General features: G+C 45.2%; 14 protein-coding genes. 6 read left to right on the forward strand and 8 right to left on the reverse strand.

Translation table 11 applies throughout. The annotated features are described in order from the left end of the window. Positions 1–13: 13 nt before the first annotated feature. From DW826_RS00970 to DW826_RS00985, 4 genes are all read left to right on the forward strand, one after another. Positions 14–481 (forward strand): chemotaxis protein CheW, encoded by a 468-nt coding sequence (locus DW826_RS00970; protein WP_117505533.1) that lies wholly within the window; start codon positions 14–16, stop codon positions 479–481. Between the two features lie 113 nt (positions 482–594). Then, entirely contained in the window at positions 595–1,407 is an 813-nt protein-coding gene (locus DW826_RS00975; protein WP_015553176.1) for a protein-glutamate O-methyltransferase CheR, read from the forward strand. A gap of 51 nt (positions 1,408–1,458) precedes the next feature. Next, positions 1,459–2,547, forward strand: coding sequence for a chemotaxis response regulator protein-glutamate methylesterase (locus DW826_RS00980; protein ID WP_347472264.1), 1,089 nt, complete (start codon positions 1,459–1,461; stop codon positions 2,545–2,547). Positions 2,548–2,619: 72 nt separating this feature from the next. Beyond that, a complete protein-coding gene (locus tag DW826_RS00985; protein ID WP_242994018.1) occupies positions 2,620–3,561 on the forward strand; it encodes a C39 family peptidase in 942 nt (313 codons plus the stop codon). On the opposite strand, the gene DW826_RS00990 is transcribed toward DW826_RS00985, so the two are convergent. From DW826_RS00990 to DW826_RS01025, 8 genes are all read right to left on the reverse strand, one after another. Then, a complete protein-coding gene (locus tag DW826_RS00990; protein WP_117551768.1) occupies positions 3,498–4,826 on the reverse strand; it encodes a glycosyltransferase in 1,329 nt (442 codons plus the stop codon). The genes DW826_RS00985 and DW826_RS00990 overlap by 64 nt on opposite strands. Before the next feature lie 235 nt (positions 4,827–5,061). Further along, positions 5,062–5,886 carry a flagellin gene (locus tag DW826_RS00995; protein WP_117551769.1) on the reverse strand — a complete coding sequence of 275 codons (825 nt, stop codon included), beginning with the start codon at positions 5,884–5,886 and terminating at the stop codon, positions 5,062–5,064. A 164-nt stretch (positions 5,887–6,050) separates the two neighbouring features. Continuing rightward, positions 6,051–6,917: a flagellin gene (locus tag DW826_RS01000; protein ID WP_117551770.1), complete on the reverse strand. Its 867-nt coding sequence runs from the start codon at positions 6,915–6,917 to the stop codon at positions 6,051–6,053. 149 nt (positions 6,918–7,066) lie between these two features. Continuing rightward, on the reverse strand, positions 7,067–7,861 hold the full coding sequence (locus DW826_RS01005; RefSeq protein WP_117551771.1) for a lytic transglycosylase domain-containing protein: 795 nt from the start codon (positions 7,859–7,861) through the stop codon (positions 7,067–7,069). Positions 7,862–7,866: 5 nt separating this feature from the next. Further along, positions 7,867–9,027 carry an N-acetylmuramoyl-L-alanine amidase family protein gene (locus tag DW826_RS01010; protein ID WP_242994019.1) on the reverse strand — a complete coding sequence of 387 codons (1,161 nt, stop codon included), beginning with the start codon at positions 9,025–9,027 and terminating at the stop codon, positions 7,867–7,869. 112 nt (positions 9,028–9,139) lie between these two features. Continuing rightward, positions 9,140–10,552 carry an N-acetylmuramoyl-L-alanine amidase family protein gene (locus DW826_RS01015; RefSeq protein ID WP_117551772.1) on the reverse strand — a complete coding sequence of 471 codons (1,413 nt, stop codon included), beginning with the start codon at positions 10,550–10,552 and terminating at the stop codon, positions 9,140–9,142. Further along, the gene (locus DW826_RS01020) at positions 10,527–10,838 is read right to left on the reverse strand and encodes an EscU/YscU/HrcU family type III secretion system export apparatus switch protein (protein WP_015553167.1); all 312 of its coding nucleotides are present in this window, start codon (positions 10,836–10,838) and stop codon (positions 10,527–10,529) included. The genes DW826_RS01015 and DW826_RS01020 overlap by 26 nt, the downstream gene beginning before the upstream one ends. Further along, positions 10,825–12,246, reverse strand: a complete 1,422-nt coding sequence (locus DW826_RS01025) for a hypothetical protein (RefSeq protein WP_117551773.1) — start codon at positions 12,244–12,246, stop codon at positions 10,825–10,827. The genes DW826_RS01020 and DW826_RS01025 overlap by 14 nt, the downstream gene beginning before the upstream one ends. A 257-nt stretch (positions 12,247–12,503) precedes the next feature. On the opposite strand from DW826_RS01025, the gene DW826_RS01030 reads away from it, so the two are divergent. Continuing rightward, a complete protein-coding gene (locus DW826_RS01030) occupies positions 12,504–12,815 on the forward strand; it encodes a flagellar biosynthesis anti-sigma factor FlgM (RefSeq protein ID WP_117483977.1) in 312 nt (103 codons plus the stop codon). Next, the gene (gene flgN / locus DW826_RS01035) at positions 12,812–13,240 is read left to right on the forward strand and encodes a flagellar export chaperone FlgN (RefSeq protein WP_117551774.1); all 429 of its coding nucleotides are present in this window, start codon (positions 12,812–12,814) and stop codon (positions 13,238–13,240) included. Before DW826_RS01030 ends, flgN begins: the two co-directional genes overlap by 4 nt. The last annotated feature ends 41 nt before the right edge of the window (positions 13,241–13,281 follow it).

Here is a 13,281-nt window from a genome sequence, read left to right on the forward strand (position 1 = left end):
AGGAGGTTTTAAAATGGCTGAAGTAACAGAAACAAATATCCGGACAGACGTACCGGCTGAAAACCAGTCCGTTGAACGCTGTCTTACCTTTGAGTCGGGAGACATGACTCTGTTTTTAAGTATCAATAACGTAACGGAGATCATCAATGACTGTGCGATCACTCATCTTCCACTGGTACCTGATTATATTAAGGGAATCATCAATCTGCGTGGTCAGATCCTTCCGGTAGTAGATATACGGCTCTATATGGGCAAGCCTGCTTTGGAATATAACAGTAAGACCTGCTTTATCGTTTTAAATGTAGACGATCTTCCTGTATGCATCGTTGTGGATTCTGTGCAGCAGGTGATCGATATTGATCTTCAGGATGTACGTCCGATCCCTATCAAACGCAGACAGAAGCTGTTAGATGGTATGATCACACTTGAAAATGGGACTGTGCTTATGTCTTTTGACTGCAAGTCCCTGGTCAGCTCTTAATGTACTCCCGGAATCTTTTTGTACTTGATTTTGCGAGAAGATTTTTTGTCAGCCGCAAAGGCAGGTGCAGGAAAGACTCCGAGAGTACATCCGATTCCTAAGGAGGTCATACAATGCTTACATTAAGTGACGGGGATTTTAACCGTCTTTACACTTATATCCAACAGCACTATGGTATCAATCTGAGCCACAAAAAACAGCTGATCACCAGCCGTCTTACTAATATGCTGCAGCAGAAAGGGTTTCATAGTTTTACAGAATACATAGATGAGATCATCTCAGGTAAAGATCCTGAGATGGTTTCTGTTATGTTAAACAAGCTGACTACCAACTATACCTATTTTATGCGGGAAAAAGAACATTTTGACTTTCTCCAGAAGCAGATTCTTCCTGAGCTTGCAAACAAGCATTCCCGGGACCGTTCTATTGCGATCTGGAGTGCCGGCTGCTCCTCCGGTGAAGAACCTTATAACATTTCTATGTATCTGAAAGAATATTTTTCCGCTATTCCCGGAAGCTGGGATACCCGTATCCTTGCTACGGACATTTCCCAGCGTGTTCTGGATTCTGCCATGGATCCCAGATATTCCCTTGAAAGCTTAAAAGAGCTTCCGCCTTCCTGGCAGGAACGCTATTTTGTTCCCATAGGAGATAAAACCTATACTGTTTCAGATGCTTTAAGGAAAAATGTGATCTTTCGTTCCTTTAACCTGATGGATCCCATCCATTTCCGCAAAAAGTTTGACCTGATCTTCTGCAGAAACGTGATGATCTATTTTGACCGTCCTACGAAGGCGGCACTGGTAAGGCGCTTTTATGATGCTACCGCTCCGGGAGGCTACTTATTTATCGGACATTCTGAAAGCCTGGATAAGGAAAGCTGCCCGTTTTCCTATATTGAACCGGCTATTTACCGAAAGATCTGATCCCGTAGGTTATCTCATACGTTGTTACAGCTATCTTATTAAGGAGGCATTATGATCATGGATCATAAATTAAAATTAATGGTGGTGGATGATTCACCCTTGTTCCGCACCTGGCTGATCCATTCTCTCTCTGAGGATGACCGCTTCCAGGTTGTAGGATATGCAGTAAATGCCCTTGACGCCCAGGAAAAGATCCCGCTGCTGCAGCCGGATATGCTTACCCTGGATATTGAAATGCCGGGAATGTCAGGCATTGATTTTTTAAAGCAGCTGCTTCCCGTCCACCCTATCCCGGTGATCCTGGTATCTTCCCTGAACCTGAGGGTTTTTGATGCCCTGGAAGCCGGAGCTGTGGATTTTGTACGGAAACCGGATGAAACCAATGGACTGTCTAAAGAGATCTTTCTTTCTATGCTCCGTTCCAAACTCATGGTAGCGGCTGCTTCCCACGTACACCTTCCTTCTGCTCCTGCAGACCCTCAGGCAGGTGGTATCCGCAAGGTTTCTTCTTTACCTCCTGCCAGAAATACTTTCCTGCAGAAACCAAAGATTCCTCTGGGTGCTTCCCCTGAAACCGTGATCGCTATCGGGGCATCTACCGGAGGTACAGAAGCCATTCTCGAGGTAGTAAAGAATTTTCCTGCAGATACTCCCGGAGTTGTGATCACCCAGCACATGCCTGCCGGTTTTACAGCCATGTATGCAGAGCGCTTAAACAGGATCTGCAAAATGGAAGTACGGGAGGCGAAAAACGGGGACCGGATCCGCAAAGGTCTCATGCTTTTAGCTCCCGGAGGTCTGCAGATGCGTGTGGTACCTCTTGGAAACTCCTATGCAGTCAGTGTACAGGAAGGAGAAAAGGTAAACGGACACAGACCTTCCGTGGATGTGCTTTTTGACTCAGTTGCATTACATGTGCGGGAACACGCCATCGGCGTTCTTCTCACAGGAATGGGAGCAGATGGAGCTGCCGGTCTTTTGCGCATGCGCAAAAACGGCGCCTATACCATCGGACAGGACAAGAACAGCTGTGTTGTCTACGGCATGCCTATGGAGGCACATAAGATTGGCGCTGTATGCCAGCAGTGTCCTTTAAATACCATTGGTCAGACTGTCCTGGCCCGTGTATCCCTTCGTTAACGGATAAGAAATAAATGGATAAAAATGAAAGATAGAACTTTAAAGAATCAAAAAAAACAGATAAATAAAACCTTGAAACAGTTCCAACTTGCGAAAACGATGATCCAGCTTTCCATTACCGGTACAGTTTCGGTGATCACTGCCAGCCTGAGCTTTTATTTTTGCCCAGGCTTTTCTTCCCAGATCATAAAAGACGCACGATCCGCTATTTCCTTTGTACAGACTGCCAGTGGCCAGAAATTTCATGAACTGGAAGACTTTCTTAAAAAGCAGACCCAGCCAGAACCAAAAATCCAAAAACAAACAGAGCTTTCAGAGGATACTTCCAGGACACAGGGGATCCCAGATACATCTTCTGTGACTGCAAATACATCTCCTGTGATCCTTGGAAAAGCAGAAAACCTGCATATGGAGGCAAAGCCGGGATCAGATGGCAATTCTTATGATGCTGCCATCCTGGATACCAGTATGGGACCGATGTACTACTATAATCAGGGAGATACCCGCTGGAGCAGTTATCTCTACGGCGGTTCAGATCCCATGCAGCAGTATGGATGTGGTCCTACTGCTGCAGCCATGCTCATCTCCAGCTTCACAAATGACGGAGAAGCCATTACCCCGGTAACGATCGCAGACTGGTCTTCTGCCAATGGCTATTATGCCCCCCAGAGCGGCTCCTATCACAGTCTGATCCCATCTGTCCTTACTGCATATGGCTTTCAGGTAGAATCTGTAACAGACCATTCGCCCCAGAACGCAGCTTCCCTTCTTTCTTCCGGTCATATCCTGGTCGCCCTTATGGGTAAGGGAAGCCTGACGCAAAACGGTCACTTTGTCCTGATCACAAAGCTCCTTCCTGACGGAAATGTTTCTATCGCAGATCCTAACAGCTTTGCTAACAGCACCTGTGAATGGGAGCTTCCTCTTCTCATGGGAGAGTTGAAAAAAGTCTATGACAGCGGTGCCCCGCTCTGGGCCGTTTCCATGGCTGCATCAAACTCTTCCCTCTCCTGAGGAAGGAGGATTCCCCTGAACATCCGCTCCAGATCCTTTCTGCCCATTGCCATAGCCACCCGCAGAAGGATCACCTTGTCTTTTATATCAGAATAATCATAAATCTTCCCTAAAAACTGGACTACCTCTTCTGCGCTGACATTGCTCTCTGCAAAACAGTTGATCAGAGTCAGCAGCGCATTCATATCTTTGTGGTCAGTATTCAGTACGATCACACAATAGCGGACCGCTTTCTGGTAATCTCCCAGCTTTCTGCAGCCTTCTCCCAGACACTCATACATCTGGATCAGCATGGAGGTGGTAATGATCCCCCTGTTCACTGTTCCATAGGTTTCCAGCTTTGCTATAGCCAGTTCATACATCTGTACCGCTTTTTCATATTGCCCCTTTCTCCAGTACCAGTCCCCCATAACACAGTCAAAATCAGGCTCTTTCGGAAGCTTTTCCACTGCTTCTTTGTAAATAGCTTCCACCTCGGCTTCCGGTGCGTTCAGGCACTGGGAGACCCTTAACAGGTTTGTATAGGTATAAGAACTTCGCTGATCATATACCCCCAGTTTTTCCGGCATGGCTGCCACCGCCTTTTTGTATGCATCCCTTGCTTCTTCATTTTTTCCGTCTGAAGAATAGGTATCTCCCAGATATCCAAGATAATCACAGTTTTCAGGCTCCTGTTTTAAGATCTCCAGGATGATGTTCCGATTCCTTTCAAATTTGGACTTATCCTTCTTCTCCTGTTCCTGGTAACCGGTATGGAGAAAAGCCAGCTGCTCTGTAGCATCTGTCAGATGCAGTCCGGATCTTCCTTTTCTGACCAGGTGTTCATGTATTTTTCCTACATAGCGCAGGTCCGGCCGGTTTACAAAAAATCGGATCATGGTTCCGCCGCTTGTAATATGGTTGTTTTCATCCAGATCTACGATCCCTGTAAGAAGGCCGTCTACATCATCTCCCACATATTCCAATATCTCCGGTATCTTCTTTGTATCCTCCGGTGTAAAGCTTTCATCTGCATCAAGAAAGGCGATCCAGTCTCCTTTTGCCTGGTCAATGGCGAAATTTTTGGCAGCAGCAAAATCATTGATCCATGGAAAGAAAAATATCTTTGCCCCCATTTCCCTGGCAATCTCCACAGTACGGTCACTGCTTCCTGTATCTACTACAATCTGTTCACACATGATATCCTTCCCCCAGGAAAGGGCGCGGCGGATATTTTTTTCTTCATTTTTCACGATCATACACTGTGATATGGTTTTTTTCATCATCTGTTACCTTCTTTTTAAGTTCTAAAGGACATATTGTAACTGTTCAGTAGGTCTGCGCACTTGCTGCGCTGACCGTAAGAAAACATAGGCTGGAAGGCAAAAATCCCATCAGCGAAGCTGATCTGGAATGGATTTTTGCACGTAACTATGAAGGTACTGAATAGTTACGACATATTTAAAAAAAGAGGATCTGCGCAAAGCAGATCCCCTAAAAGATGCAGAATCAATTTCAAGATTACTGCAGCATGCTTAATACACCCTGAGGCATAGCATTGGACTGGGAAAGCATAGACTGAGCAGCCTGTAAAAGAATGTTGTTCTTTGTATAAGCTGTGATCTCATCTGCCATATCTGTATCACGGATACGGCTTTCCGCAGAGGTAATGTTCTCAGAAGTAACCTTCAGGTTGTTTACCGTATGCTCCAGACGGTTCTGGGCAGCACCGAGGCTCGCACGGTATTTAGAAACTGCATCAATTGCATTATCTACAGTTTTCATTGACTTGAGTGCGTTCTCTGTAGAATCAACCTTAAGATCATGAACAGTTAATGCTTTTGCTGTCATAGTCTGCTGAGCAACTGTCATCTGGTTGGTTTTATCTGAAGAAGCACCGATGAAGAATGTCAGGTTCGCACCCTTGTTCGCAGGAGCTAATGGTTTCTCACCGTTAAACTCTGTAGTAGAAGCGATACGGGTAATCTCGGCGCTCAGTGCATCAATCTCTGCCTTGATGTTACCTCTTGCAGTTGCGGTATAAGTACCATTTGCTGCCTGGGTAGTCAGAGTCTTCATACGCTGAAGCATGGAGTGGGTCTCTGTCATAGCACCTTCTGCTGTCTGGATCAGACCGATCGCATCGTTTGCGTTGTTTACAGCCTGGTTTAAACCATTGATCTGGGAACGCATGGTCTCGGAAATAGCCAGACCTGCTGCGTCATCGCCTGCACGGTTGATCTTGTAACCGGAAGACAGCTTCTCTAAGTTTTTGCTCAGTGCACTCTGGTTGCTACTTAAGTTTCTGTAAGAATTGATCGCTGCAATATTATGCTGAATTACCATAATGAATTCCTCCTTTTATAAAAGAAAATATGGCAGTGGACTCCTTTCCTCTGTCTTCTATTGTCCCAAGGGCCCTTTCTGGAACAGCAGAATTTTCTTTCTATATATATATATCGTCTTATGTTAAAAAAACATAAGCCTGTTTTTCATTATTTCTTTCATTTTTATTTTAAAAGTTCAAGTATGGTCTGAGGGAGATTATTTGCATTTGTAAGCATCATATTAGAGGACTGTAGGACGATGTTACTGCTGGTGTATTTCGTGATCTCCTCTGCCATATTGGTATCACGGATCTGGCTTTCTGCCGCCTGCATGTTTTCACTTGTAACGCTTAAATTATTGTGGGTGTGATCCAGATGCATATAAGCAGCTCCAAAGGATGCCCTGACTTTAGAAACAGCCTCTATCGCGTTTTCAATGTATCCCACAGATTTATGTCCCTTTTCTACATCGGAAAAATCTGTCTGATCCAGCTGTAGTTCCCTGCTTCCTATATAATAGCGTTCTACATCCAGAACTTCTCCAGCCTGAGCAGAACCGCCGATCTGGAGCGGGATCGTATCGTCCAGCTCTGGCGGCTGCCAAAGCGGTGGATCTGTATTTGTATTGGCATCTGCCCTGGAAAACAGGGAGATTTCTCCAAATTTAGTGGTAGAACCAATCCTGTCAATCTCCTCAAGGATATGGTCTTTTTCCATGTTCAAGGTTTCCCTGTTGGATTGATCATAAGTTCCATTTGCAGATTTTAAAGCCAGAGTCTTCAGTCTCTGGAGCATGGAATGAACCTCCGTCAAAGCGCCATCTCCTACATTGGTAAGTCCGATGCCGTCATCAATGTTTCTCATCGCCTGGTTCAGGCTGTTGATCCTGCTGCGCATACCTTCCGAGATCGCCAGTCCAGCTGCATCATCTCCTGCACGGACGATCCGAAAGCCGGAAGACAGCTTTTCAAGGGACTTTTTCAGCTTTCCTGTTTCGATCCCCTGATTTCTGGCAGCATTTATGGATGCTATGTTATTCTGCACCTGCATGATGTTTCACCTTCCTTTGTATCTTCTATGAATATCATCAAATAACCATTTGTTTTTATTATCGGCAAAATGCCTCATTTTATTGATACCAGGGTCAAAAGGCCGAAATTGCGGGAGTGCAAAGCGCACGGCAATCCGGTATCTGTCTGTCAGATCAGCGTACCCGTATCCTTACCCATATTCATCATCATCTGAAGACGGAGGATCTGCACCATATTAGACCAGTCTTCCCCGGAAAGGTTCTCTCCCTTTCCTGCTGCCAGAAGTGTACCAAGGCTGCCAGTGCCGGACAGATCTGTATTTCCCACAAAGCTGCCTAAAAGACTGCCTGCTGTCAGGCTGCTTCCTGTAAGGCCACTTCCTATAAGACTGCTCACTGCTGTACTGCCGGATGTTTTCCCATATGTTCCGGTACTCACCGTACGTCCTGCCAGGATCGTATTGTTTCCCGTATAATCCGCCATGATCTTTTTTACATAATTCTGGGTTTCTTTATATGGTGGGATGCCTCCGTATTTGGTCACACTGTTCGGACCTGCGTTATAAGCTGCCAGTGCAAGGCTTACGTCTCCTCCGAACCGGTCCAGATTTTGTTTTAAGTATTTTGCCCCTCCAAGGATATTTTGTCTGGCATTGTAAGGATCGCTTACTCCAAGAGAACGGGCTGTTCCCGGCATCAGCTGCATCACGCCCATAGCCCCTGCTTTGGATACAGCCTTTGGATTAAACCCTGACTCTGCCTTTGCCACCGCCCTGAGAAGTTTAGAAGGGATCTGATATAAAGCAGAAGCTTCTTCGAAAATAGAATCCATATCTTCTTTTATGGCATTCAGCCCATTTTTCAGTATCCCCTGAAATTCCTGGACCGGTGTTGTCTTCTGTGTCTGATCCGCTGCCTGTGCAGCTAACTTTCCCCCATCTCCTGTTATCGGTGCTAAACTCATATTTCTTACTCCTTTCGGCCTGCGCCGTCTGCTCCAAGGTACCAGCCGTCCTGAGAACGGTTTACTGCCATAGATCCATCGTTATTTAAATAATACCAGATATTTTTATCATACAGCCAGCCGATCTTCATATCCCCATCTGGGTTTAAGTAATACCATGTTCCATTTCCTGTGTTCACCCAGCCGGTCTTCATACTTCCATCAGGGTTTAAGTAATACCACTTTCCGTTTCCTGTGTTCACCCAGCCGGTCTTCATATCCCCATCCGGGTTTAAGTAATACCATGTTCCGTTTCCTGTGTTCACCCAGCCAGTCTTCATATATCCATTTCCGTCGAAATAATACCATTTTCCACCATACTGGAACCAGCCCCTGGTTCGGTTTCCTTCCGCATTAAAGTAGTACCATATACCTCCCACCAGCTTCCAGGTATTGACTGCCAGAGTCCCATCCGGCATAACAAAGTTGTCTCCCTTTAGAGAACCTGCTACGCCTGGACCAGTACCGCATGCTGCATGTTCTTTTTCTTTCTCCTCTTCCGCACTGTCATCTATATCCTGTTCCTGTGATGTAATAAATTCCCCTTCTTTTAAGTATTTTTTCTGTTCTGCCGTAACCGGAACCGCTTTTACCTGATAATAGTAGATCTTGTCCGGATCTGTCATGTACTCCTTTAAGCTGACAGAGTTACCTGTAACTGTCATCCGTTTCACCACTTTATCATTTCCATATAAAGTCAGGGTATAGCCCGGAGCATAGTCTACCTTCTTCCACACTGCCTTTTCTGAGTCATGTGAGCTCCAGCCTGCTAAAGCTGTGTCACCCAGAACAGTGACCGGCGTATAGTTCACTTTTACCTGCATGGTGGTATTATCCAGGGCTTTCGCCGATACAAAATCAGCCCCGGTCACACGGCATTTGGATCGTCCAAGGGACACAGGGAAATACTTTCCCTGTGCAGCATCCACAGTGATCTCCATCCGTACCTTTTTACCAGGTTTCCAGTTTTCATATTCTGTTTTGTAATAAATATCCCCAATGGATACCCCTGATCCGCTGATGGTGATCTGGGGCTGTGGTATTTCCTCCGGATCTCCAAAAGTGGTGTTAAATTTAATACTCATGGTCTCGATGATGCTGCTCTCTGCCCCATAAGCTGTATCCATATGAAAGATTCCCCCTGGCACAGACTGTAAGCTTCCTGTGCTAAGCAGCAGTCCTGTTCCGGCACAAAGGAGTATTTTTCTGATCATTTTCATTTCCATTCCTCACATATCTTTACCTGTACCAGATCCCGTCCTCATTAACATAAAATCCATTGATATACTGGTTTTTTGCCATTTCACCTGAATCCGGCCAAAAATAATACCAATTCCCGTCAACCTGATACCAGCCGGTAGCCATAACTCCGTCAGCATCCAGGAAATAAGTTTTCCCTTCCCGGATCAGCCAGCCGGTAAACATGGTTCCCTGAAGGCTGTTGTCAAGTGTGTTTAGGTAATACCAGGAACCATTCTGTTCCAGCCAGCCGGTATATAAGGAGCCGTCTTCCCTGAAAAAGTAATAATCCGCCCCTATGATCTTCCAGCCTCCATAAGCCATGGTTCCCTGTGTATGCCCATTTTCCGTTAATGGCCAGAAATAATACCACTGTCCATTGATCTTTGCCCATCCGGCTGCCATTTCCCCGGTATCATACAGGTAATACCGGTCATTTGCCATCTTCTGCCAGCCGGTGAGCATCGTGCCATTGACATCAAAATAATACCAGTATCCGTTGACCGACTGCCATGTACCCCGGCATATAGAGCCATCCGGAAATCTGTAATTCCATATATTGCCTTTTTTTACCCAGCCTACTTTATCTGTGGTTCCGCGCTTTGCGGAAGGATTTTTTGATTGCTGTCCTTTACCATCTGATACATACCGGTCTGTAATGGAAAGCTCCCCGGATTCTATCCATTCGCTTTTTCCACCATATTTTTTTTTGGAATCCGTTCCCGGTACTGTGCGTACCTTAAAGGTATACTCTCCTGTTTTTGTCATATATGGATAAAAATTATACTGAGTTGCACTGGTCTGGGAGACGCTGTAAACTTTCGTTTTTCCTCTGTAAAGCTGCACTTCGTAATAACCGGATGTGTTATCCGGCTTTTCCCATTTAGCCTGTCCCAGGCTTTTTTCATTCCACCAGGCATCTTCCGGAGCAGCATAGTCTCCTTTGATCCCTTTTACCCGCAGGGTAACTACCAGTTCATCTCCATCTCGTCTGGCAGACACAAATGTGCCCCCACTGATCTTTACATCCGCTTTTTTATAGCTGGAAACAAAATAATCTTCACTGACATCTTCCGGTTCCAGGGTGACTTTCATCTGAGGCTCTTCAGCAGCTTTCAGTTCATTGGAGCTTTTATCCGTCCATTCGGCCTCGGAAACGCTGTATTTACCTCCACTTGTATCTACTGCCACTTCTCCATCTGAAACCGTGGTCGTTTCCAGTTTTATATCCGGAAGCTTGCTGCCTACTTCCAGCTTGGATGTAACACGGATATTTACTGTTTTAATCTCTTTTGCCGCCGCAAAAGCATCTATCTTTCCCCATTGGAACAGCAAGACTCCCGAAAGAAGGAGCAGAAGCATTTCCCGTCCGTGTCTGGATCTTCTGTCAGGTATTTTCGACTTTTTCTTCATTTTCTTTTTCCTCCGGTGATGGCACATATCCTAAAAAGTAAATATAGATCTCTATGATCGCCTGATATAATTCTTCCGGCACAGCCGCTCCCAGCTGTAATCTGCTTAAAAGAGTCGCAAGAGAATCATCCTCATAAACCGGAACCCCTGACTTTCTGGCTGCTTCCGTGATCTTTTCTGCCATATATCCCATTCCGGAAGCAACGATTACCGGGGCAGTGTCCTTTTCCGGCGAATATTGAAGCGCAACTGCCTTTTGCTCTAATAACCGCTCAAACGCTGACATTAATACCATTCTCCTTTTTTCTTATCTTTGGAAAAACATCCAGCAGACGGTAATGAGCTTTCCGTTCCTGCACCTGCATCATTTTCACGCGCATCCCGTTTCTGGTACATATTTCCTGAAGCTTTGCCTGTATCTCTCCGGCTCCGGCAGAAAGATTTTTAGGAACTCCCAGCTCCATGGATATTTTATGATCCTGGAGATCTGCCAGAAGCTGGAAATCTCCCAATCCCCTGATCTCAAAGTCCACCAGAAGGCGTATTTTCCTGCCTCCATCTTTTTCTTCTTCTTTTTTCTCCGCGTCCGGATCGATCCAAAATTCAGATACTGCCTCTTTTCCCTGATATTGAAAAGGAAGGACAAAATGATTCACAGACATATATACGCTTTCGTTTACCAGCATCCCTCGCATCAGCTGATAAAAATCCTGTACATGTTCCAGCCCGGCTTCTCCTTTGGCCCCTCTTTCCACAAGTGAGCCAAAAATATCTCCATAAATATTTCCTTTTTTTCCTTTTGAACCGGTAAGTACAGCATACAGTTCTTCAGGCTCTGTTTCAAAAAAACGTTTAAAATCCCTATTAGCTGCCATTTGTTCAAAAAGGCTTCTGAGAAGGGTGCTGCTTCCGTTTTCATAACGTGCCCCATAAAGGATCAGCTGGATCACGCTGCTTCTTACATTGCCATAATCATGGGTACGGGAAATATATCTTGAAAGAAAGGGGACCAGCTTCTGAAACAGAACCTGGGAATTTTCCTTTGTTTCCCCATTTTCTGCCTTCCAGTCCAGCTGATCCAGAATTGATGCGTATTCCTGTCTTGCAGAGGTGTAAAGCATTCCTTTTATTTCATCTGTCAGTTCCTGCATCTGTTCTAAAAGATGCTCACCGCTGGAATAATTGTTGAATACCTGAAGGAATTTGAGGGCTGTTTCCTGCAGGCCTCTGTTTCCTTCCTGCTGCAAAAGAGTTCTCAGGTTTTCAAAGAAAGTACCGGAAAATTTAGTCTGTCCCTGCATTTTTAAAAAATCCAGCAGCTGGCCAGAATCTTCAAAACTGGCAGAATCCAGCAGCTGCTGCACCATTTTACCCAGACCTTCATCACCTTTAGCGATAAAGGCTCCATCCCGGAACAGGATCCGGCTCAGGGAATCCTTTATTTCATTTTCCTGCCCCAGCTTCTGAAGAAAGTCAGTATAATTTCCATTATAATTGCGAACGCTGAAGCCACTTTCATTTTCCTGGTCACCAGCGGTACCGCTTTTCTGTCCATCTGCCCGCACTACACGAGATGGGTCAGAAGGATTCTGGATCTGGGAACTGTTCAGGGCGCTTTGCTGCTCCTGGCCTGTATGGACATTTCTATTATCTATATATGTAGAAGGATCTGTTACCTGTAATATATTAGACATGTTTTATCCCTTTTCTTTTTGATTCTATATATTATGATGTTGGGGTCAAAAGATTTTGACCCCTCTGATACCGAATTACCTGCATGCTTCCATATGTATATTTAATCGGCGTTTTCCCGTTTTTTATAATTATTATTTTTCTTATATTTTCAAGAAAAAAGGCGATAATTTACATAGATATAGATTCAGTAAGCATGTGAAAATCACAGGATACTTTTGTGGTCCTGCCGTTTTATTTTAAGGTGAGGAGTAATTGTATGAAAATTCAAAATTTTATCCAGGAGCAAATACACATGGAACATGTATCAATGAGACAAAGCAATATTGCTTTGTCTGATAATATTTCTGCAAAACCGGCTGATCTTGACCGAGCCAGTTTTGAATACACCGAAGGTATTTCGGCTGATGAAACACTTTTCGCACGCTCTCTGGCCCACAGCATTACAGAAGATGTCTGCCGCGAGAAAGGCGTTTCCGTTGAAAAGGTTGCCCAACTGAAAAAACAGGTTGAGGAAGGAACCTACGAACCGGATCCCATGGCCATTGCAAGGGCCATGTATAATCTATGAGGGCGCCTGAAAGCCTGATCCCGGTATTAGAACAGCTGTGTACTGTATTAGAACAGCTATGCCGGGTTGAGGCTGATAAACTAACCGTTGTTTCAGCTGATCATCCTGACCAGCTGGAATCTCTTTTAAATGATGAAAACATGCTTTTACTGCAGCTGCGCGGACTAGATAAAAAACGAAGTGATCTTCTTCGCAGGTCGGGTCTTGAGGGGCTTACTTTCCGCCAGATTTTGATGCAGGAGGACAGCGAGGAGGCTGTGGCACTTCTCTCTCCGATCTTGGAACGGTTATCCATCCAGGCTGAAAAGCTGAAAAAAGTAAAAGGTGGCACAGACCGTCTGATCCGGATCCGCATGAAGCAGTTAGAACAGCGCCTTGCCGGTGCGAAGCAGAGCGATCCTCATGTTTATGACAAATATGTCTGATAAAACTGTGGGGACTGCAGGATATTTATATTTCGGAGGTA

The organism is Clostridium sp. AM34-11AC (assembly GCF_003435375.1).
GTDB lineage: Bacteria > Bacillota > Clostridia > Lachnospirales > Lachnospiraceae > Pilosibacter > Pilosibacter fragilis.